Genomic DNA, 20542 nt, shown 5'->3' on the forward strand with positions numbered 1-20542 from the left:
CGGGCGCGTGGGTTGAAACGACATACCCGAAGCCGCGGTGTAAACTGCATCCAACCAATACAGCGCGTTAGGCCGCCAAGGTGAAAGCCAAAGCGGTTTTCTTATACCCAAGACCGGGTTGGGGTGAGCTATGCCGTCGGCCGGGATGGCACGCTCTGGGTGTGGGGACACAATGCTTATGGCCAGCTGAGGAGGGGATTGGGCAGCTTCGTTTTCAAGCCCATCCAGAACCCTGACATTCGGCGCGCGACGATGCCGGTTTGGTTGGCATTGACCGCCTGCGAGACCGGAACCTCAGGAACCGCAGATTCGTTTTCGCGGCTGTGAGCGGCGGGCGAATGGGCGAGCCATTGAGGAACTGGTCGAGCAGTTCACAAGCAACCTCGAAAACCAAGCGATTGAACGCCCAATGGTGCTGAATATGGGTTCTATATACATGTCCGATTCTTCGCATTTGATGATTTCTGACGCACAAAAGAAGGAGTTTCTTCACTCACAGCGAAATGCATCACTCAAAGTAAAATAGAAGCGACGTCAGAATGGGCTCTGGGCCGGCGAACCCGCAGGTTGAGCAGGCTGAGTGGGCCGAGCGGTGAGGGGCCAATCTCGGAGGTGTATCAATGACCGACGCCAATCACATGGGCAGCGATGACGAGGTGTTGCTTGGGGCAGCGATACGCGAGCTGAGAGTGCAAAAGGGCATGACGATCGAGGAATTGGCGGAAGCATCACAGCTCAGTACGGGTTTGATAAGCAAGATCGAACGAGATCTAGGAAACCCATCCATCAGCTCGCTCCGTAGGATCTCTAAAGCGCTCGGCGTTCCTACGGCGTTTTTCTTTGCAAGGGAACCAGGCGCCCATAATGAGCAGGTGTCGCACAACAACAAGCGTGTCTATGCATACCCGCGTTCTCGAGTGTCGTATACTGCCATCGTGTCGCCCGTGTCTGACGATGTCGAGTTCTTCATGATAGAGGCGATGCCTGGGGCTCGCGGAGGAACGGAGGCCGTGTGTCACCAGGGGTTTGAACAAGGCATGGTAGTCGAAGGGTGTCTGGAAGTGACAGTGGGCGACCGAGTCTTCAACCTTGGCCTGCTGGATACCATATCCTTCCCCAGCGCCATTCCTCATATGTGGGCCAACAAAGGACCCGAGAGGTGCAGGTCCATTTGGGCGATCGCTACCAAGCATCCGCTGGCGATGTTTGATTCTGATTCCGCCGGCGGCCCCGGCGGCCCTGGCAGCGCGGGCACAGAGGCAGACACCCAGGTGGCGATTCTGAAGCATTTGACGGAAAGCGAGAGGAATGGGTCATGACATGTCGCGATACTCAAAACACGCACGTTGAACAGGTTCTGAAGCATGCCGCTGAGAATGAGGAACGGTATGTTGACGACCTGAAGGCGCTTCTGCGCATTCCAAGCGTATCCGCCAACCGAAGCGGCGTCTCCGAGTGCGTGGAGTTTCTGTCGGCTCACCTCAGGGGCATGGGCATGACAGTCAACGTCTTCAAAACAGAACGCAATCCGATAATCGTGGGCGAGATTCAGGGGACGTCTCCCAGGACCGTCCTGTTTTACGGGCACTATGATGTGCAGCCGCCTGATCCCATTGAGGCATGGGAACACCCGCCGTTCGCAGTTTGTGAATGCGAAGGCCGCATCTATGCTCGGGGCGCAGTGGACGACAAGGGCAATTTCTTCTGCATCGTAAAGGCCATTCAGAGTTATGTGGAGACGGTTGGGTCTCTTCCATGCACCGTCAAGTTCATCCTTGAGGGTGAGGAGGAGATGGGGAGTGAGAGCATCGCGGACTTCATACCCCAAAACCTCGATTTCCTCAAGTGCGACGACATGGTGTGGTTCGACGGAGGCGTCCATGCGGACGGCCGACCAGAAGTATGCCTTGGCATGAAAGGCATGGTGTATGTAGAGCTCAGCGTGGAATCGGCCACCCGGGATCTGCATTCGGGGAAGGCGCCATTGGTCGATAATGCTGCGTGGCGGCTTGTCTGGGCGCTGCGTTCGTTGTATGGGCCGGATCAGAGAATCGCCATTCCCGGGTTCTACGATGATGTGGTCGGCCCAAGTCCCAGCGATATCAGGCTCATCGCCAATTCTCGTCTGACGGCTGAGGACATTCTGAAGGACTGGACGATACAGCGTCTCCGCGATGGATACGAGGATTTGCGCGGGGAGGAGCTCCTGACGAGGCTGTACTTCGAGCCCACGTGCACCATCTGTGGAATATCAACAGGCTACAGCGGCCCTGGCTCGAAGACTGTCATTCCTCACACTGCCCGGGCCAAGGTTGACTTCCGCCTGGCGCCTAAGCAAGACCCTGACGACATCATCGCCAAGCTCAGGTCACACCTCTGCGAACAGGGGTTCAGCGATATAGAAGTGAGCGTGGATTCGGCCATGGCTGCCTCGAAGAGTGATCCAGACGCGGATATAGTACGCAAGGTGCTCGACGTAATGCGGTCCAATTACGGGGAGCCCGTCGTAAAGCCGATTGTGGAGGGCTCAGGCCCGGGATGCGTGTTTGAGCAGCTTGGGGTTCCCTATGTGTTCGCGAGGCTGGGCCCTGCTGAAGACCGATCCCATTCGCCGAACGAGTACACTACGCGCGAGGCTTACCTGAAGGGAATAGCCACTGTTATTCAGCTGATTGCAGAGTATTCCCGTTAATTCGAGCTCAATCTGAGGGAGGAAGGTTTCCGTGGCTAAGGAGACAGGTTTCAAGATCTACACTTCAATCGAACGACCGGCCAAAGGAATCGTAGAACAGTACCGTGGTTTTGTCGCAGCTAACATATCCGACAGCATGAGCCGCCTCTTCACTATGGACTACCGTGTCGGACCCGTGTACAAGCCCATGAGCAAGCTGTGCGGAACCGCCATCACTGTTCAGGCGAGGCCAGGCGACAACCTCCTTTCGCTGAAGGCGATCGAGATTGCCCAGCCAGGAGATGTGATCGTCATAGCGACACAGGGAGACACATCGCTTTCCGTCTGGGGCGGGTTCATGAGCATGATGGCTGCCAAAAAAGGAATCGCCGGAGTAGTCACTGACGGAGTGATCCGCGATGTGGAGCAATCTCGCGAAACGGGCCTGCCTATCTACGCAGTAGGCGTGACTCCTGCGGCGCCCACCAAGGAAGGCGCCGGCCAGATCAACACCTCAATCTCATGCGGAGGGGTAGTCGTAGAACCAGGCGACATCGTAGTCGGAGACGAAGACGGGGTCGTAGTCGTGCCCAGACGCGAGGCCGAGGCGGTCGTTGAGAAGGTGCGGGAGAGGATAGCCAAGGAAGATGCGTGGCTCAAGATTGTCGAGGGCGGCGGTTTCATCGCCATAGACTCGGCAAGCGAGATCATCGCAGCGAAGAACGCCGAGATCAAATAGGTTTACAGCTTCGCCCTGCAGGTGGTCGCCGGATCGCCAGGTTTGGAGCTGACGCACTAGACACACCAACAAGTTATGAGAAGAGGTTTGTAGGAATGCGTACTTGTGAATTGGCCAAGCTTTCGTGGAAAGAAGCTGAAGAAGCGCTGGCCCAAAAGCCTGTAGTGTTGATCCCCATGGGCGCAGTGGAACCCCATGGTCCACAGCTGCCTCTCGGCACGGACTACATGGTGGCGGAATACGTGGCGCTCGAGGCTGCCATGAAATCGGGGAATGCGCTCGTGACGCCGACGATTCCGTTTGGATACTGTGACGCAGTTAGGGACATACCGGGCGCAATCTCTCTCGATCCCGATACCCTATCAATGGTCGTCGCGGATGTGGTGTCGAACCTCGTCCGGCACGGGGTTGAGAGGATAATCTTCGTAAACAACCACCGTACCAACTCCGTGGCTCTCGACTATGTCGCCCGCAAGCTACGCCGGGAAATGGGCATTGAGATGGCCACATTCTTCCCATGGGGCGTCATCCAGGCATTCTGCCCGCCCATGTATGAGAATTTCGCCGCGGTGTTCGGTCATGGAGCAGAACCTGAGACATCTGTGATGCAGTCCCTGTTCCCCGAGCATGTCCGCATGGACCTCGCCAAGGCTGACCAGTACGGGAATAAGTGGGGGATTCCTGCAAAGAGCACGTCCCAGCTGGACTTCCATGGCACTCCGATAGAGGTGTACTTGCAGTCGCAGGAGATCAGCGAAACCGGCACGAGGGGGAATCCGCTGGAGGCGTCCTCCGATAGGGGAAGAAAGATGGTCGATCAGGTCATTCGGCGCCTGGCTGAATTCATCGAGGCGTTCAAAGAGGCGCCGCTTCCGAACGAGTAGAGGATTCCTGCGAGTTGGTTCTGGGGGCGCGGTAGGGAGAAGGGAGTGAATGGTGAGTGCTGCGATTCGTAGGTAAGCGGATCCTCTGGATGATTCCGTTGCTGCTTGGTGTGACTCTGATGGTCTTCCTGATCCTTCACCTCACCCCGGGCGATCCAGCTGCGCTCATTCTGGGAGATGCGGCTGATCAGCAGACCATAGAGATGCTCCGTCACGAGATGGGACTGGATAGGCCCTTAGTGGTCCAGTATTTCGACTTCGTATGGAAGGCGGTCCGCGGAGACCTGGGAACTTCCACGCATTCAAAGCGGCCTGTTGTCAGCGAGCTCAAAAGTCGCTTGCCTGCCACTCTGGAACTGGCATGCACAGCGCTTCTCCTGGCTGCCGTGGTCGGGATCACTGTGGGAATTGTGTCTGCTGTTAGAAGATACTCTGCGTTCGACCATGCGATGATGCTGACAACTCTGGTGTTTGCGTCGATGCCGTCGTTTTGGTTAGGCCTGATACTGATGTTGGTTTTTTCGGTGCAACTAGGATGGCTGCCTGCTGTGGGAAGAGGTGGGTTCATCCATCTCATACTTCCTGCACTCACCCTGGCGGCGACGCCCGCAGCGCTAATAGCTCGGCTGACACGCTCCAGCATGCTGGATGTGGTGGAAGAGGACTACATCCGCACTGCCCACGCTAAAGGGCTCAGCGAAGAGGTCGTGATCTGGAAACATGCGCTGAAGAACGCGATGATCCCAATCATAACGGTAATCGGGATCCAGTTCGGTGGGATGATGGGCGGATCGGTAGTGATAGAGTCGGTGTTTGCCTGGCCGGGCGTAGGCAAACTGATGGTGGATTCCATATTGACCAAGAACTATCCGGTTGTTCAGGGCGGGCTCCTCATGATGGCTGTCATCGTCAGCCTGATCAACTTGGCCGTCGATGTTACGTATGGGCTGCTCGATCCGAGGATCAGGTACGAGTGATGGCGACGAGAGACAAGGAGCGGGTGACCATGGGTAGTGTAGATCAGAATACTCTGAATGCAGGCGCTCCTGCTGCGCGATCACAGATAAGGGCCTTATGGCGCCGTCTGCTGAGAAACCGTATGGCGGTAATGGGTGGATGCGTCGTGCTGTTCTTCGTTGCTGTGGCTATCTTCGCGCCGCTCATAGCGCCTTACGACCCCAGCAAACCGAGCTTCATGGCTAGGCTGCAGGGGCCGTCGTCAGAGCATTGGCTTGGCACCGACACCCTGGGGCGCGACATGCTCAGCCGGATAATGTACGGAAGCAGATACTCGCTATTGGCCGGGATTGTGAGTGTGGCAATCGCTGCGTTTGCCGGCACACTGCTTGGTCTTCTATCCGGGTATTACGGCGGCTGGGTGGATATGACCATCATGAGGCTGATGGACATGCTGCTGGCGTTTCCGGGCATTCTCCTTGCGATAGCGATCATATCCGTTCTGGGGCGCGGCCTGTTCAACGCCATGGTGTCCGTGGGGTTGTACTCAGTTCCCAGCTTTGCGAGGGTGGTTCGCAGCAGAGTCTTGTCACTGCGGGAACAGGAGTTTGTTGAGAGCGCCAGAGCAATAGGCGATACAGATGGCCGTATACTGTTTCGCCATATTCTTCCTAACATAGCGACTCCAGTTATCATAATGTCGACTATGCGGCTGGGGACTACGATACTAGCTGCGGCGTCCCTCAGTTTCCTGGGCCTCGGCGCGCAGCCCCCGATGCCCGAGTGGGGAGCGATACTGAGCGGCGGACGCGATGTGCTACGAGTGGCGCCTCACATCGCGGCATTCCCTGGCCTGGCGATACTCATGACCGTGGTCGGTTTCAACCTGCTGGGAGACGGGGTTCGCGATGCTTTGGATCCCAAACTCAAGGATAAGTAGAAAGGAGACGAACTAACATGCGTATGCCAACCAAGGATATCTGGACTCTCTGCAAGACCCTACTGGTTCTAGTTGCGGTATCCGCCATGGTCGCTCATGCCCCTGCGACCAGCGCAGACAGTGGACGAATAGTGTACGCGATCGATGTGGACATATCCAACCTGGACCCGATCAATTCCATCGATCCAGGATCTGCTGCAGTGAATCAGCAGATCTACGAACCCCTTGTCAGGATGGGGAGTACTGGCGATATCGAGCCGGTGCTTGCCGAGTCGTGGAACGTTAGCTCCGACAACCTCACATGGTCTTTCAACCTGAGGAAGGGCGTGAAGTTCCAGGACGGAACTGCTTTTGACGCTGCTGCCGTCAAGGCGCATTTCGATCGATTGCTCGACCCGAAGAAAGCCGCCAGAGCACGCGGGGCTTTTGACATGATCAAGAAGGTGGACGTGGCAGCAACCCACACTGTCAAGTTCACTCTCATCAAGCCGTACGCGCCGTTCCTGGCTGTCATGACCGACCTCGGAGGCCTGATCTGCAGCCCAACTGCCGTTAAGAAGTGGGGCGACGACTATCCGTTCCATCCCGTGGGCACCGGCCCATGGGTGTTCAAGGAGTGGATGCCCGCCGACCATACTACACTCACGCCCAGCCCGAACTACTGGGGCGGCAAACCCAAGATCAGCGAGCTCGTGTTCAAACCGGTCTCCGAGCCGAGCGCCCGCGTTATCATGCTCGAGACTGGCCAGGCTGATGTGGCGAACACCATAATGCCTGATGAGATGAAGCGCCTCGAGCGGAGCAAGGATATCGACATTCACAAGGTGCCTGTGCTCAGAGGCTGGTTCATCGGGCTGAACGTGCTCGAGAAGCCCTTCGACGATGTGCGTGTCAGACGGGCCCTCAACTACGCAGTTGATGTCAGCATCATAACTGACGAGATACTGAGGGGAACGGCAAAACCGCTCTCTGCTCCAGTCAACTCCAAAGTATGGGGCTATAGCGGTCAGCCGGATTATGAGTATGACCCGGTGAAGGCGAAGAAGCTGCTGACCGAGGCGGGCTACCCAAGGGGATTCGAAGCCAACCTGTGGGCGCCTGCGTCTGGGGCAGGGTTCATGCCTGAGGTTCCGCAGGCCATACAGGCCATGCTTGGCGAAGTCGGCGTCAAGGTGAAGATCATCCCGTTTGAGATGTCTGCCTTCATCGACAACATCATAAAGAATCCCGCCGAATCCAAGAAGGCCGGAAAGAACATGGTCATGATGGGTATCGGCGCAAGGACTGGAGAGGCAGCCACCATCATGGATGAGTTCTTCAACACGGGTTCGTGGGCGCCTGTCAAATACAACCGCTGCTTCTACAGCAACAAGACTGTGGACAACCTGCTTGACCAGGCTCTTCAGACCTTCGATCAGACGAAGCAGAAGGCGCTCCTGGCCCAAGCGCAGGAGATGGTGTGGAATGATGCACCGTGGATCTTCCTCTACGAGATGATGGGCATCTACGGAGTGAGGAGCAACGTAAAGGGCCTTCAGTGGCTTGCGTCAAACTACATCCTGTTCCACACGGTTCAGAAGTAGATGGGATAACACCTATAGGCGAACACCCGACCTTTCTGGGCTCCGGGTGTTCGTCTCTAGGATGACTTCAGGAGGGTGAGCCTTTTGGGACTGAGAGTGTTCATAAGCGCCGACATCGAGGGCACGGCGGGCGTGGTCAGCTTGCTGCAGTGCGTTCCGGGCGAGTCCGAATACGAGATGGGCAAACGCCTGATGACGTGTGAGGTCAACGCGGCTGTTCAAGGCGCCATCGATGCAGGCGCGAGCCAGGTTGTGGTGTGCGACGCGCATGCCAATATGCAGAATATCCTCCCTGAGCAGCTGCATCCTGAGGCTGAGCTTGTCAGGGGCGCGATCAGAGACTCTCTGCAGATGCAGGGGATCGACGACACCTACGATGCATTACTCGTGACAGGAGCGCACGCGATGGCCGGGACGCACAGGGGAGTGCTGGACCATTCCTGGGTGAGCAGGATGGTCTACAACATCCGAATCGGCGGAGCCACTCTCAATGAACCGTGCCTGAATGCGATCACAGCCGGGTACTACGGAGTCCCGCTGGTGATGGTGAGCGGCGATCGGGCCATGGTTGAGCAGACCCAATCAGTGCTGCCGGATGTCAAGGGGGCAGTGGTCAAAGAGGGGTATAGCCGCTATTGCGCACGCTCGCTCCATCCTGAGCGGGCAAGGGCCCTCATACGCGAAACAGCAAGAGAGGCACTGGGGAATCTCAAGCAGTTCAGGCCAGTGTCGGCGCCTAACCCCCTCTGCATGGAGATTGACTTCTACCGAACCGACATGGCAGACGCAGCCGAACTTGTTCCCGGCGTGAAGCGACTGGGCTCTCGAACCGTCTCGTTCACTGGCGATCCTGAGCAGGTATTCAGAGTTCAGGAACTCGTTTTGTATCGTTTGAAGTACGAGATGTGAGTTAGCCTCTGTGGGAAGGAGCGCCCGCGACATGGACAAACCACTGTTGGAAGTGCGGAACCTCAAAACATGTTTCTACACTGAGGATGGCGTAGTGCCGGCTATAGAGGATGTAAGCTTCTCACTGGGCGAGGGTGAGACTGTCGGGATTGTCGGTGAGAGTGGAAGCGGCAAGAGCGTCACGGCTCTTTCGGTGATGCGGCTCATCCCAAACCCTCCTGGCAGGATCGAAAATGGAGAGATCATCTTCAAAGGAGAGAACCTTCTGGCGAAGCGCATGAACGAGATGCGACGCATCAGGGGCAATGATATCGCCATGATATTCCAGGAGCCGATGACAAGCCTGAACCCTGTCCTCACTGTGGGGGAACAGATAATGGAGGCAATAGCGCTCCATCAGCAGCTTGGAAGGCAAGATGCGAGAGACAAGACCATCCGCATGTTGAGATCGGTGGGAATTCCTTCACCCGAACGCCGTGTGGACGATTATCCGCATCAGATGAGCGGCGGAATGAGGCAGAGGGTGATGATCGCCATGGCGCTTTCGTGTAACCCCGAGCTCTTGATCGCCGACGAACCGACTACGGCTCTAGATGTGACGGTGCAGGCGCAGATCCTCGAACTCATTATGGCGCTCAAAAACGACCTTGGCGCTTCGGTGATGCTGATCACTCACGATCTTGGAGTCGTTGCAGAGACTGCCGACCGTGTCATAGTCATGTATGCTGGAAAGGTCATGGAGAATGCGGGCGTCAAAGAACTGTTCCGAAGGCCTGCTCATCCGTATACCATGGGCCTTCTTGGGTCTATTCCCAAGCTCAATGAGGACCGCGCGAGGCTTCAGTCTATCGATGGCGTAGTTCCGAGCCCCTTCAACATGCCGAAGGGTTGCAGATTCCATCCCCGATGCAGCTCCGCAATGGACGTTTGCCGGAATGAGGAACCCGGGTTCACCAGCATTGCGGATGGCCATAACGTGAGATGCTGGAAGTACGCTTAGGGGCGGCGGAGTGAGGAGGGCCGGAAATGGCAGAAAAGCTTCTTGAGGTAAAGGATCTTGTGAAACACTTTCCCATGAAGAGCAGAGGGATGTTTTCGAAGGGTTCAGGTGTTGTTAAAGCCGTGGATGGCGTGAGCTTCTCTATCCAGGGCGGCGAGACACTGGGCCTTGTTGGAGAGAGCGGTTGTGGGAAGTCGACCACAGGCAGGCTGATACTGCGGCTGATCGAACCTACGTCAGGCAAGGTCGCTTTTGACGGGGTGGATGTGCGCTCGCTTGGCAAGCGAGACCTTCGAGCTTTGCGCAGGGAGATGCAGATTGTGTTCCAGGATCCGTATGCATCGCTCAACCCGAGGATGACCGTGGGGCAGATCATAGGCGAACCATTGGAAGTTCACGGTGTCCCGCACGGCGGCGAGAAGCAAAAGCGTATTCAGGAACTGCTGGATGTAGTGGGCCTTTCCCCATACCATGCAAGTCGATACCCGCACGAGTTTTCGGGAGGGCAGCGCCAGAGAATCGGGATAGCCAGGGCCCTGGCGGTCAACCCCAAGCTGATTGTGTGCGACGAGCCGGTATCGGCCCTCGATGTGTCGATTCAGGCTCAGGTCATCAACCTTCTGCAGGATCTTCAGGCAAATCTGGGGTTGACATACCTATTCATCGCCCACGATCTGAGTGTGGTGAAGCACATAAGCGATCGGGTGGCGGTGATGTACCTCGGAAGACTGGTTGAACTCACCTCCAAGGAGACCCTGTACCGCTCCCCGATGCATCCTTATACCCAGGCTTTGCTCTCTGCCGTGCCGGTGCCAGACCCTGAGCGGAAGAAGCATCGAATCCTGCTTGAGGGGGAGATACCCAGCCCCATCAACCCACCGTCAGGGTGCAGATTCCATCCCAGGTGCCCACACGCCCAGGAGGTATGCTCGGCAGAAGACCCAGTGTTCACCGAGGTTGATGAAGGGCATTTCGTTGCCTGTCACCTTCATGAGGCATGTGAGGGCAAAGAGGGTCGAATTCCTTCAGCTTCGGAAACGAGAGGGGTTTCCTGATCGGTGGAGAAGACCGGCGCCGTGATGCTGCTAGACTCGTCGGTCTGTGTTGCGCTCCCACGGAGCGACTGAATGGAGGACATGGGCATACCATTAGTGGCAGGAGGTGGGCGCAAGTGAGTATTGGAAAGAACGGGTCTGTTAGGTTCTTGCACGTTGCGAAAAACTCGAGTGAATCCGTGCTTGAGGTCCGTGAAGGGATGATCGGTCGTAACGAGCGCCTTTGCGAAGATCATGAGGTGCAGGGCCCTGAAGAGGAGCTTGTGTGGAAGATATCAACGCCTCCCCCGAATGTACGCTACATTGAGCTCAACTCGGAAACCTCCTCCGATGCGCTCCTTGAGGTAATGATGAGCTAGGCGAGTGTTTCGGACGCCAGCAGGGAGAGTTGGAGCTGATGGCATCTCTGGGTCTGCTGGTCGCGGCCGAAGCAGAGCTAGGGAAGGACTACTGGACCCGTGTCTGTAGGGGGAAGAAAGATGATCTGAGCAGGTATTTCCGCGAAGTATGCAAGCTAAGGGGCAAGAGAGTATCGCTTGAAAAGCACATCTTGGCAGGGTGGAATGCCCTGGCAAAGCGATTCATAGGATCTAGTCACCCTCAGCAGGGTACCTGCGAGAGGCGGACTTCTGCGCACAGTCCCAGACCCGCACGAATGCCCTGCCGTTTCTCATTTTTGAGCGATAACCCGCCTCAGATCCCATGTTCAGCGCCCTTGGGCGTTCAATCGCTCGGTTTTCGCTGCAGCCCTGAGCTCGTTAGATAGTCTGTACCTGGGGCATTGCCTTGGCATTGCCTTGGCATCGCGGAAGGCAACGTCTTGCACGCCGTCTACAGCCGCTGATGCGGCTCCGTGGTTCTCAAGATTCCGGTCCCGCAGGCTTTCAATGTCGTCCAAACCGGCATTGTCGCGCGCTCAATGCCACTCAGTTGGACATTGACCACGGGGTCAGTGTCCAATTGGTCGACATTGACGGTCCGACTCCCGCGGTCGAGGTTCGCGCAGATTCCATGACGCGCGCGGGCGATTTCAGAAAACACGTCTAGCTGCAAGCCAGCCGCGCCACATTATGTCATGATCCCGCTCTCTCGCGCGCAGTGTCGCCAATTTCGCCGGAACGCGCGTTTGGAGGATCTCAATGCTGGTTTCATCGACATCGCGGGCGTCTCAATGCTGGTTTCATCGACAGTATCGTTCCAGCGACGAGCAAGGCGTTATGCTGAAGCCACTGATGAGGAGTTGCCGCTCCCGGGCAAAAGGACAACAAAACGGCCTACAGCACGGACGATCCTGGATTCGTTTGATGCTGTCATCTTTGTTCAGCTTCCCGATGGCAGTCGGCTGCTTTCCGAATCAAAGCCGTTCCCGGACAAGATGCTCCGGACCCTCGGAGTATCGCACTATCGCCGTCGGTCTGCATAACAATTCCGCAAGAAAACCGCTTCCTCTGAAAACCAAGCGACTCAAGGCTCGAGGGTGCTGAATATGGGTCAGATTCTCATGCGTGGGGGATTTCCGGCGATTCCTTCCCATTAATGAGAATTCGACTCCGCGTCTTTTTGTTTGCCTACGCGGTCTCGAATGTGAGATATGTACCGCCAGATTCAACAGCATGTCTCGAACCAAAGCAGCCGAGAGGATAGGGTGTAAGCAGCAGCCATCAATATGGTGGATGTCGAATCGAAATTGTGAGAGGTGTGCGGGGCAGTTTGCAGAACCATTGGATAGACGAGTCAATTCGCGGCGAGGGCTATGGAAGCAGGTTAGTGTCGGCCACCTAAGAAACTGCATGAGATAGGGGCTGTGCAGTGATCTGGCTTAACACTTTTGGTTTTCAGGCCCCTGGGTTCTACGCGAAACTCGGATATGAGCAGTTTGGCATGCTCGAGAAATGCCTGAATGGTTCCAGCCAGCATTTCTTCAGGAAATGCCTCTCTCCCGGCAAGGCAGAGGTCTACGTGCCGGGCATGGATAGCCCCGCATCTCTGAACGTCGGTTAAACTGCCGAAGGAATGCCAATATACCTCAACGTATTCTCGTCGGCCCCGTACGAGGGCGACCCCACAGCCGTGGGCATTGATGAGATTCGCATGGAGTGCTGCACGGGATAATCAAGGATCGACGCAGGAATGATATTGCACAAAGGAGTGAAAGCTATGAACTATGAGGTAGTAACGGACTCATCCGCCGACCTCACAGACGACATGATTGAGAAATACAGCATTCATATTCTTTCCCTCGTTTACAGAATCGGCGGGGAAGAGTTCCACAGCTACGTTAAGGGGCAGAAGACGGATCACAAGCGGTTCTATGATAGGCTGAGAAAAGGAGAGCTCGCCGAGACCTCTCTGATAAGCGTGGAACAATGCCAGCATACGTTCGAGAGCATTCTCAAGCAAGGCAAGGACCTTCTTTACATAGGCGTCTCATCGGCGCTCAGTGGTAGTTACAACGCCGCCGCCATGGTGGCAAGTCATCTACGGGAGGCCTATCCAGATCGCAGAGTATATACTGTCGACTCCCTCTCGGCTTCCTTGGGCGAGGGGCTGTTAGTGTATTACGCTGCGGAGCAGAGGCTCGCAGGCAAATCCATCGACGAGGTAAACGCCTGGCTCCTTGCAAACAGGCTTCACCTGTGCCATTGGTTCACAGTTGATGACCTCTTCCATCTGAAGAGGGGCGGGAGGATATCTGCAACCACTGCATTGCTGGGCACGATGCTTTCGGTCAAGCCGGTAATGCATGTTGATGATGAGGGCAGGCTTGTTCCTGTTGGCAAGGTGCGGGGCAGGCGAAGATCACTTGAGGCGCTTGCAGATGAGATGCAGAAGACCTGCATAAACCCGACTGAGCAGGTTGTGTTCATATCCCACGGCGACAGCATTGAGGATGCTCAGTATGTTGAGAAACTGGTTAGAGAGCGGCTCGGTGTAAAGGATACTCTGATAAACTATGTCGATCCTGTCATAGGTGCGCACTCGGGTCCCGGCACTATTGCGTTGTTCTTCCTTGGCGCCAGGAGGTGAGGGTGTTGCCACACCCTCTGAACAAGGGTGGGAAACTCGTATTCGGCTGGCTCGACAATCTGGAGAACGTGCGCCGGCGACGTGAGGTTCACTATCTTTTCAGTGCGGGCGCGTCAGAACGTTGCCGCTGCCGCCTGGACTGCTGCTTCCAACGCCGTGATCACGCAGCCTTCTGACGTGTTCGGAATACCCCTTCGTCTGCTGGTTTGTTGCCCGGGCTATAGCCATTTTCACCCTAATCGATGCTAATCCAAATGATCTAATATGCCGACATAATGCTAAGAAGGCTGTATCCTTCTACCAGTGCAGATCTGGGGGTTGGTGTGCGTGAGATTCGGATTCTCGGCCAAGCTTACTCTGGTGCTTGTTGTCGTGGCCATTGGAGTCTCGTCGACCATAGGCATGATGTCGGTTGTCACCATAAGAAATGACGTAACATCGCTGGTGAACACCAGAGTCAAACGGGATTTGGCGACGGTGAGGGACATCATCGACCAGAAGCATCCTGGCCAATGGTCTCTTCAGGGCGACCAGATTCTCAAGGGCGTTCACGTAATGAACGAGGACTACGAGTTGATAGATGAGATTGGACGTCTCACTGGAAACACTGTTACGGTGTTCAGGAAGGACACCAGGGTGTGCACAAATGTCCTAACGTCCGAAGGCAAGAGAGCGGTCGGCACCAGTTCATCACAGAATGTGGCGGACGCTGTTCTGAAGCGCGGCGGGGACTACGTGGGCCGAGCCAATGTGGTGGGGCAATGGTATCAAACGGCATATGAGCCGGTGCGGGACAGCCGTGGGGACATCATAGGCATGCTGTATACAGGAACGCCGAGCAGGAGCTACGATAGCCTGGTCGAAGGCTACACGCGGAAGCTGCTCATAGCAGTGGCAGTGGCAATAGCGGCAGTAGTGCCGATTGCCTTCATGGCATCGGCCTTGATGACCAAGCCCATCCGGGAGATAGTCAGGGTCGTGGGGAGTGCGGCTCAGGGCGACCTGAGAAACGACGCAGCAGTGATCTCTCGAGATGAATTCGCCGACCTGACCCGGACATTCAACTCCATGCTGGGCAAATGGAGAGCCATGATCAACAGTATCATGGCTGTAAGCAATGAGCTCGAACGTGGAGCGCAGACCCTAATGCTTGGCGCCGAAGAGCAATTGCGCCTCACTGGCCAGGTGCAGAAGGCATTCTCCGAAGTATCTAGAGGCGCTCACGCCCAGAACACTCAGATGAACGCGGCCAAGCTCTCCATTGATCAGCTTTCATCGGCAATAGCTCAGATAGCGACAGGCGTTCAGGATCAGACCGCGACTGTCGCGAGCGCGAGCGACGTGTCCAACTCCATGCTTGAAGAGGCGCGCGAGGCCGCCACAGTGGTTGCTACGGTGAGGGAGGCCGCCGAGGAATCGAGGCAGGCCGCCGCAAGCGGCTACAAGTCCATTGAAGCGGTTATTGCCGGCATGCCCAAGCTGGAAGCCGGATTCAACTCCACTCTGGAGAGCGTCTCACATCTGGATGAGGGCTCCAAGCGGATCGGGCTCATAGTTGAAGCCATCGGCGACATCGCCGATCAGACCAATCTGCTGGCGCTCAATGCTGCCATAGAAGCCGCGCGAGCCGGCGAGCACGGTCGCGGCTTCGCCGTCGTGGCCGATGAGGTTCGTAAGCTAGCAGAGCGCTCCAGCCGATCGGTCGGTGAGATCAGCACCATTATCATGGAGTTGTCGCAGGCTATCACAGTGACGATCAAGGCCGTTAAAAACAACAACTCTCTGGTCAGCCGGAGCAGCCAGATGGCGGAAGAAGCTAGTCAGATGCTGAATTCGATAACCTCCGCTTCAGAAAGAGCAGCGGCGGCGGCTTCATCGCTGATTGGCGTGGCCGATGCCCTCCGGGAACGGAGCCAGCGCGTTGGCGATGCCATGACCGGCCTTGCCGCCATATCCGAAGAGAACAGCGCTTCGGTGGAGGAAGTCTCTGCAAGCACCGGCGAGATCACGTCCGCCATAGGCCAAGTGGCAAAGGTAACAGCTGATAACAGCGAGCACGCCTCCTCTGTGGAAGAGTCGGCCAGAGCACAGAATGACTCGATTGAGAGCGTGAGAGGGTCGGCCAAGATGCTGTCAAGCTCAGCTCAAAAGCTAAATGAGCTGGTATCGTATTTCGCGACCGCATAGAGGGTTGATATCCAAACGAACAGCGCGCCCGACCTCTTATCCTTGTTTGCATTCACACTCATCGCGGCGGTAAGGGACCACTCGATTCTTCCCTAACTTCTTCGCTTCATAGAGCGCCGCGTCGGCATCTCCTACAAGGCGCTCGGCCTCAAAGCCGGGGCCAGTCATCTCCCCAGCCACCCCTACGCTCACGGTGACTCGAATCGTGTGGTTTTCATACACCATCTCGATATCGGAGATCTTTTCACGCAGCCTTTCCGCCAGCGCCACTGCGGCGTCGAGCCCTATACCAGGCGCGATTACGATGAACTCCTCGCCGCCGTACCGAGCAAGAATGTCCTGACTCCGTAAGCTCGTTTTCAGTATCGACGCGATTTCCCGTAGGACCATGTCGCCAGCGCTGTGCCCGTGTTCGTCATTTACTGGCTTGAAGTCGTCGATATCTATCATGATTGCGCACACGAGCAGGCCGCTTACGCACCGTTTCTTCAGCTCTTTCACCTGGGAGTGGAGCGATCTGCGATTCGCAATGTGGGTGAGCGAATCTAGGTTGGCGAGTTTCCTCACAGCCTGCAGCGTTCTCATCTCGTTGGTTATGTCGGTCATAATGAGATACTTCGCCAGAGCTCTGTTCCCTCTGCCCAGGATGGTATGGACGCTTGCTCTATATGCGCGGCTAGAACCATCCTTCAGCGCGATATTGGCGTGATCGTCTGAATGGGTCATCACGAATTCAAGGATTTCGGGATAGTCACTGAATACCGTGGATAGATGCTCGCCCAAGTGGTCTCTGCTGGCGCAGAAAAGCAGCTGATTCAAGGACGGGTTGTGGTCGACGATCCGATTGTTCTTGCTAATGATGACTACAATGTCATTCATGCTGTCGATCACTCGGCGTTGAGCCAGCGGGACCACGTTAAACAGCTGGTTGCCGTTCAGCCCATGAACTAGCAGCGCGCTCATGACAAGTAGATAACATGGAGCCAGATCAGTGTCGTAGGGGCTGAGCCCCAGCAGATAGATGAGACTGCCTATCGCCGGGGCCAGAAAACTCATGAGATACACCCGGTACTGCGGTTTCAAGTCAGCCGGCGCCTTGGCTATCGCCCTGGCTAGAATCGTGATGCCCACCGCAAAGCAAAGCTCGACGTAAACCACAAACACCTTGTACCATATGCCTGGTGTCACACGCATTATGGTGAGCGCCCCCACCTTGGTGAGCGCAAGATCGGCATAGTACAAGTGGTGAAGGTTGTTGGTGTGCACCAGTATCACAGTCAACAGGGAGAAGAAGAGCATTCCCCAGGCTATGCGCTTGTCGAATCGCCTATCGTTCCCGGTAAGTTCGATGATTGCGAGGATGCCGAAGAAAGACTGGAACGCAATGCCTAAGTACTCGATTTTGATGAATATGAAAGCCATCTCCACGGTGCTGGCAGTGAGCTCAAAGGCATAGCCAAAGGAGTGCAGGGCCGCTGCAAGCGCGAACCCTGAAAACCATAGGTTCTTTCCTCGTCTGCCTTCGAGCAGCACATAAATGCCGATGCTCGACAGGATCATCCCAGAGACGAATGTGGCTCCGATCATGGAGTATTCCATCCGGCACGCCCCCTAAACGATCTTACCTTCTTCCGGGGTAAGTGCAAGTTGCGAGCGAAACCAAGGTGAGCGAAGTAAAAAGGCGCTCTGGTGCACCGACAACCGGAGCGCCGTGCTTTACCACGCGCTGCCTCTGTAGTCATCCACACACGAGAGGTGCAATGGGGGGCGGGTGCAACGCTACTGCCTTGGAGTTGCCTTATTCCCAACTGAAGATCCAGGGTGAATACGGCCAAGCTCGGTCTCCAGTCAACCGGATCATCTTCCCTCTGCGTATTCCTTCCAGGGACTTTCAGTTCTATAGTAACAGAAAAACGTTCCACGCAGGAGTTGCTACTACTCCACGGTGGACGATTACCCCTGGCTGCTATCATCCAATACTCCACGTGTGGAGGGATGCTCAATGAAAATGAAGGTGATTGTGCCAGTAGCCACATCCGCATGGAATGATGAGATCGGGACGCTCTGCTCGACTGTGGCAAGCTCCCTAACGACCATCGACGTCTCAAACATAGATAAGGGACCCACCTCGCTAGAGTGCGAGTATGATGAGGCGATGGCCGCTCCTCACTTGATGGCGAGTCTGAAGACGGCTGAGTGTCAGGGTTATGACGCAGCGCTCATTTACTGTTTCGGAAACCTGGGCCTACTTGCGGGAAAGGAACTGCTCAGAATACCGGTGTTGGCAATCGGAGAGCCTGCTATGGCAGTAGCAACCACCATTGGCGAGCGAATTGGGATCATCTCCACGCTTCATTATGCACGGAGGAATCGCCGGCGAGTTCAACTATTCGGCAGCTCGAAGATTGTCAGAGTAAGTCCCTTGAGCATTCCGGTCATGGGACTGACGGACAGGCCTTGATTAGAGATCGCGCATTGGCTGTGGCACAGGATATGGCTGAGAAGGACGATGTGGGTACAATCATACTTGGCTGTGGCGTGATGCTGGGGGTCGATGAGTTGATTGAGAAGGAGGCGGGGGTGCCCGTTGTTGTTCCCGGCAAGGCTGGAGTAGTCATGGCCGAGGGGATTGCACGGCTCGGATTGGCTCAGAGTAAACGCGCCTTTGCGTCTCCGCCGCCCAAGGAGCATATATCCTGATGAGCGTCCAGTCGCAGCACGCAGAAGCAAGCCCGGTCGCTCAGGCACTCCGCGCTTTCTTCACGGCAACTGTGACTCCGTCTCCGATTGGTGTCCACATACAGGAATCGGTAACCGCCTGACAGGAACCTAACCGCGGCGTGATACAAAGGGACGAAGGCGAGCAGCATCACAGTCAGACGCGCGTTCATGGTGATCGCGAGCGCGCCGACGAATTCTACCACAGAGACGAGGATCTTGGATGTGTTCGCGCTGAACAGCATGCCGACGGCCGAGACCTCCCCGAGTTGCGCCGTCAGGTAACCTGTCTGTCGCTGCTTGAGGAATTCCACGCAGCAAGCTTGCCGAGAAGGGCCAGATCGCCGCGGAGAATAGCGTCGTCGACGATGCGCTTCGTCACGAGCGGCGGAAGCAGGGCAATGCCCGCTACGATCAGCATGAGGAGGATCCCGACTACTCCTGTTGGCCGCCGTGGCAACCATCGTGCGCACGCGCGCGCACAGTTGGCTAATTCGATGAAACCATGCTGATACCTTCCATTTCGGCTCAGTTGCCTGCCTATTCTGTGTTCGAATGTATATTTGCACTGACGGGTGAGCTGCTAACTTGGTCTCTCTTGATGGCTCCGGAGCAGATTAATGCCACCTTGGCACATGCAGGGCCAATCAACTCGTATAGGACCGAAGAGGATAATGTGATTGTCATCATCACATTTCCGATATCTGACGGAAGTATGCGTTGCCCCAGATAAGCCAAGCCAATTGCAACCCCCGCTTGAGGAACCAATGCCAGACCCAAATAGCCGCGAGTGGTTTTGTCGGTCTTGGCTGCTAGACACCCCAAGAATGCGCCAACATACTTTCCAGCGATTCGAACGAAAAAATACCCTACACCGACAAGCCCAAATGTCGCAAGGGCGCCTATATCCAGTTTCATTCCGGATACTACAAAGAAAAGCGACATGATCGGCGGAGAAAAACGGTTGAGTTGGCGGTAAAGCTCCTTATCTTGGGTCCTATTTATATAGACTGCGCCAAATACCATGCATGACAATAGCGGAGATATCTGAAGCACCGAGCATAAGCCTGAGAGCCCGAGAAGCAGTGCAATTGCCAGTATCAAACGGTTATCTGAGCTTCTGGCCGGTGTCAGCAATCTACTCAGTATGACGCCGAACAAGAAACCTATTCCCATTGCTCCGACATTGTGCAGAAGCGGAAGCGCGAGGTCAAGATATGAAAACGCTCCTGTTTCCCTTCTGTTGATGAGTGCCACAACTATGCTGAATGTGAGTAGGCAAACAACATCATCAAACGCTACGATTTGCAGCAGGGTGTTCACAAATTCTCCACGTGCATGATATTGGTTTATCGTCATGATCGTGCTGGCCGGCGCAGTGGAAGTTGCGATTGCCCCCAGCAACAAGGATAGCGGCCAGCCCAACAGGAAGATATAATGCATAGAGACTGTGACCAACACACCTGCCAACAGTGACTCAAACAAAGTAATGACAACCACTTTGATGCCGGCTTCCCGAAGGGTTTCTCTCTTGAAAAACCTTCCTACCCCAAATGCAATAAGCGCCAACGCTATGTCTCCCACAAACCCCATGCGTTCTACCAGATATGCTGGTATGATTCGAAGGCAATAGGGGCCTATCAGTATGCCGGCAACAATATACCCGCTCACATTAAGGTGGACCCCTTTGTCAAGACACTGTTAATGGGTTTGCTAAGCAACGCCCTCCAGACTTCGTAATGGTCACTACGGTCCGCGCTATGGCCTGTCGGGCCGTCAAGCGGATCCGGGCGGGCTCCGGCTCCAACATGTCCCATGCCTTGCTCGCTCGGGTATCGATGTCGGGGCGGGCGCAGGTGTCATACGGGCGGC

General features: G+C 55.8%; 20 protein-coding genes and 1 pseudogene. 17 read left to right on the forward strand and 4 right to left on the reverse strand.

What is annotated here, in order from left to right; genetic code table 11:
• The first annotated feature begins 620 nt into the window (after window positions 1-620).
• The 15 genes from VB144_13015 (at window position 621) to VB144_13085 (ending at window position 15952) form a co-directional block, all read left to right on the forward strand.
• A complete protein-coding gene (locus VB144_13015; GenBank protein ID MEA4884550.1) occupies window positions 621-1319 on the forward strand; it encodes a helix-turn-helix domain-containing protein in 699 nt (232 codons plus the stop codon).
• On the forward strand, window positions 1316-2692 hold the full coding sequence (locus VB144_13020; protein ID MEA4884551.1) for a M20/M25/M40 family metallo-hydrolase: 1377 nt from the start codon (window positions 1316-1318) through the stop codon (window positions 2690-2692). The genes VB144_13015 and VB144_13020 overlap by 4 nt, the downstream gene beginning before the upstream one ends.
• 31 nt (window positions 2693-2723) lie before the next feature.
• Complete coding sequence (locus VB144_13025; protein ID MEA4884552.1) at window positions 2724-3410, forward strand: RraA family protein; 687 nt, start codon at window positions 2724-2726, stop codon at window positions 3408-3410.
• A 95-nt stretch (window positions 3411-3505) separates the two neighbouring features.
• Window positions 3506-4294: a creatininase family protein gene (locus VB144_13030; protein MEA4884553.1), complete on the forward strand. Its 789-nt coding sequence runs from the start codon at window positions 3506-3508 to the stop codon at window positions 4292-4294.
• A gap of 56 nt (window positions 4295-4350) precedes the next feature.
• Entirely contained in the window at window positions 4351-5271 is a 921-nt protein-coding gene (gene nikB / locus VB144_13035) for a nickel ABC transporter permease (GenBank protein MEA4884554.1), read from the forward strand.
• 29 nt (window positions 5272-5300) lie between these two features.
• Window positions 5301-6191: an ABC transporter permease subunit gene (locus tag VB144_13040; GenBank protein MEA4884555.1), complete on the forward strand. Its 891-nt coding sequence runs from the start codon at window positions 5301-5303 to the stop codon at window positions 6189-6191.
• Window positions 6192-6208: 17 nt separating this feature from the next.
• Entirely contained in the window at window positions 6209-7774 is a 1566-nt protein-coding gene (locus VB144_13045) for an ABC transporter substrate-binding protein (GenBank protein MEA4884556.1), read from the forward strand.
• Window positions 7775-7858: 84 nt separating this feature from the next.
• On the forward strand, window positions 7859-8683 hold the full coding sequence (locus VB144_13050; GenBank protein MEA4884557.1) for a M55 family metallopeptidase: 825 nt from the start codon (window positions 7859-7861) through the stop codon (window positions 8681-8683).
• Window positions 8684-8714: 31 nt separating this feature from the next.
• Window positions 8715-9683, forward strand: a complete 969-nt coding sequence (locus VB144_13055; protein ID MEA4884558.1) for an ABC transporter ATP-binding protein — start codon at window positions 8715-8717, stop codon at window positions 9681-9683.
• Between the two features lie 26 nt (window positions 9684-9709).
• Entirely contained in the window at window positions 9710-10738 is a 1029-nt protein-coding gene (locus VB144_13060; GenBank protein MEA4884559.1) for a dipeptide ABC transporter ATP-binding protein, read from the forward strand.
• A gap of 116 nt (window positions 10739-10854) precedes the next feature.
• Window positions 10855-11097, forward strand: a complete 243-nt coding sequence (locus VB144_13065; protein ID MEA4884560.1) for a hypothetical protein — start codon at window positions 10855-10857, stop codon at window positions 11095-11097.
• 767 nt (window positions 11098-11864) lie between these two features.
• On the forward strand, window positions 11865-12161 hold the full coding sequence (locus VB144_13070; GenBank protein ID MEA4884561.1) for a hypothetical protein: 297 nt from the start codon (window positions 11865-11867) through the stop codon (window positions 12159-12161).
• A gap of 386 nt (window positions 12162-12547) precedes the next feature.
• The gene (locus tag VB144_13075; protein MEA4884562.1) at window positions 12548-12739 is read left to right on the forward strand and encodes a hypothetical protein; all 192 of its coding nucleotides are present in this window, start codon (window positions 12548-12550) and stop codon (window positions 12737-12739) included.
• A gap of 156 nt (window positions 12740-12895) precedes the next feature.
• Window positions 12896-13765, forward strand: a complete 870-nt coding sequence (locus VB144_13080; GenBank protein ID MEA4884563.1) for a DegV family protein — start codon at window positions 12896-12898, stop codon at window positions 13763-13765.
• A gap of 327 nt (window positions 13766-14092) precedes the next feature.
• On the forward strand, window positions 14093-15952 hold the full coding sequence (locus VB144_13085) for a methyl-accepting chemotaxis protein (GenBank protein ID MEA4884564.1): 1860 nt from the start codon (window positions 14093-14095) through the stop codon (window positions 15950-15952).
• A gap of 36 nt (window positions 15953-15988) precedes the next feature.
• On the opposite strand, the gene VB144_13090 is transcribed toward VB144_13085, so the two are convergent.
• Complete coding sequence (locus VB144_13090; GenBank protein MEA4884565.1) at window positions 15989-17551, reverse strand: diguanylate cyclase; 1563 nt, start codon at window positions 17549-17551, stop codon at window positions 15989-15991.
• Between the two features lie 403 nt (window positions 17552-17954).
• Here VB144_13090 and VB144_13095 point away from each other — a divergent pair, with 403 nt between their 5' ends.
• Both VB144_13095 and VB144_13100 read left to right on the forward strand, forming a co-directional pair.
• Window positions 17955-18413 carry an aspartate/glutamate racemase family protein gene (locus VB144_13095; protein ID MEA4884566.1) on the forward strand — a complete coding sequence of 153 codons (459 nt, stop codon included), beginning with the start codon at window positions 17955-17957 and terminating at the stop codon, window positions 18411-18413.
• A 20-nt stretch (window positions 18414-18433) separates the two neighbouring features.
• Entirely contained in the window at window positions 18434-18652 is a 219-nt protein-coding gene (locus VB144_13100; GenBank protein ID MEA4884567.1) for a hypothetical protein, read from the forward strand.
• Between the two features lie 295 nt (window positions 18653-18947).
• On the opposite strand, the gene VB144_13105 is transcribed toward VB144_13100, so the two are convergent.
• From VB144_13105 to VB144_13115, 3 genes and pseudogenes are all read right to left on the reverse strand, one after another.
• Complete coding sequence (locus VB144_13105) at window positions 18948-19091, reverse strand: hypothetical protein (GenBank protein ID MEA4884568.1); 144 nt, start codon at window positions 19089-19091, stop codon at window positions 18948-18950.
• A gap of 179 nt (window positions 19092-19270) precedes the next feature.
• Window positions 19271-20353, reverse strand: a pseudogene (locus VB144_13110) (cation:proton antiporter).
• Between the two features lie 7 nt (window positions 20354-20360).
• On the reverse strand, window positions 20361-20542 hold a 182-nt coding region (locus tag VB144_13115; protein ID MEA4884569.1), incomplete at its 5' end, for a hypothetical protein.

This window comes from Clostridia bacterium, assembly GCA_034926675.1.
GTDB lineage: Bacteria > Bacillota > DTU025 > DTU025 > DTU025 > JAYFQW01.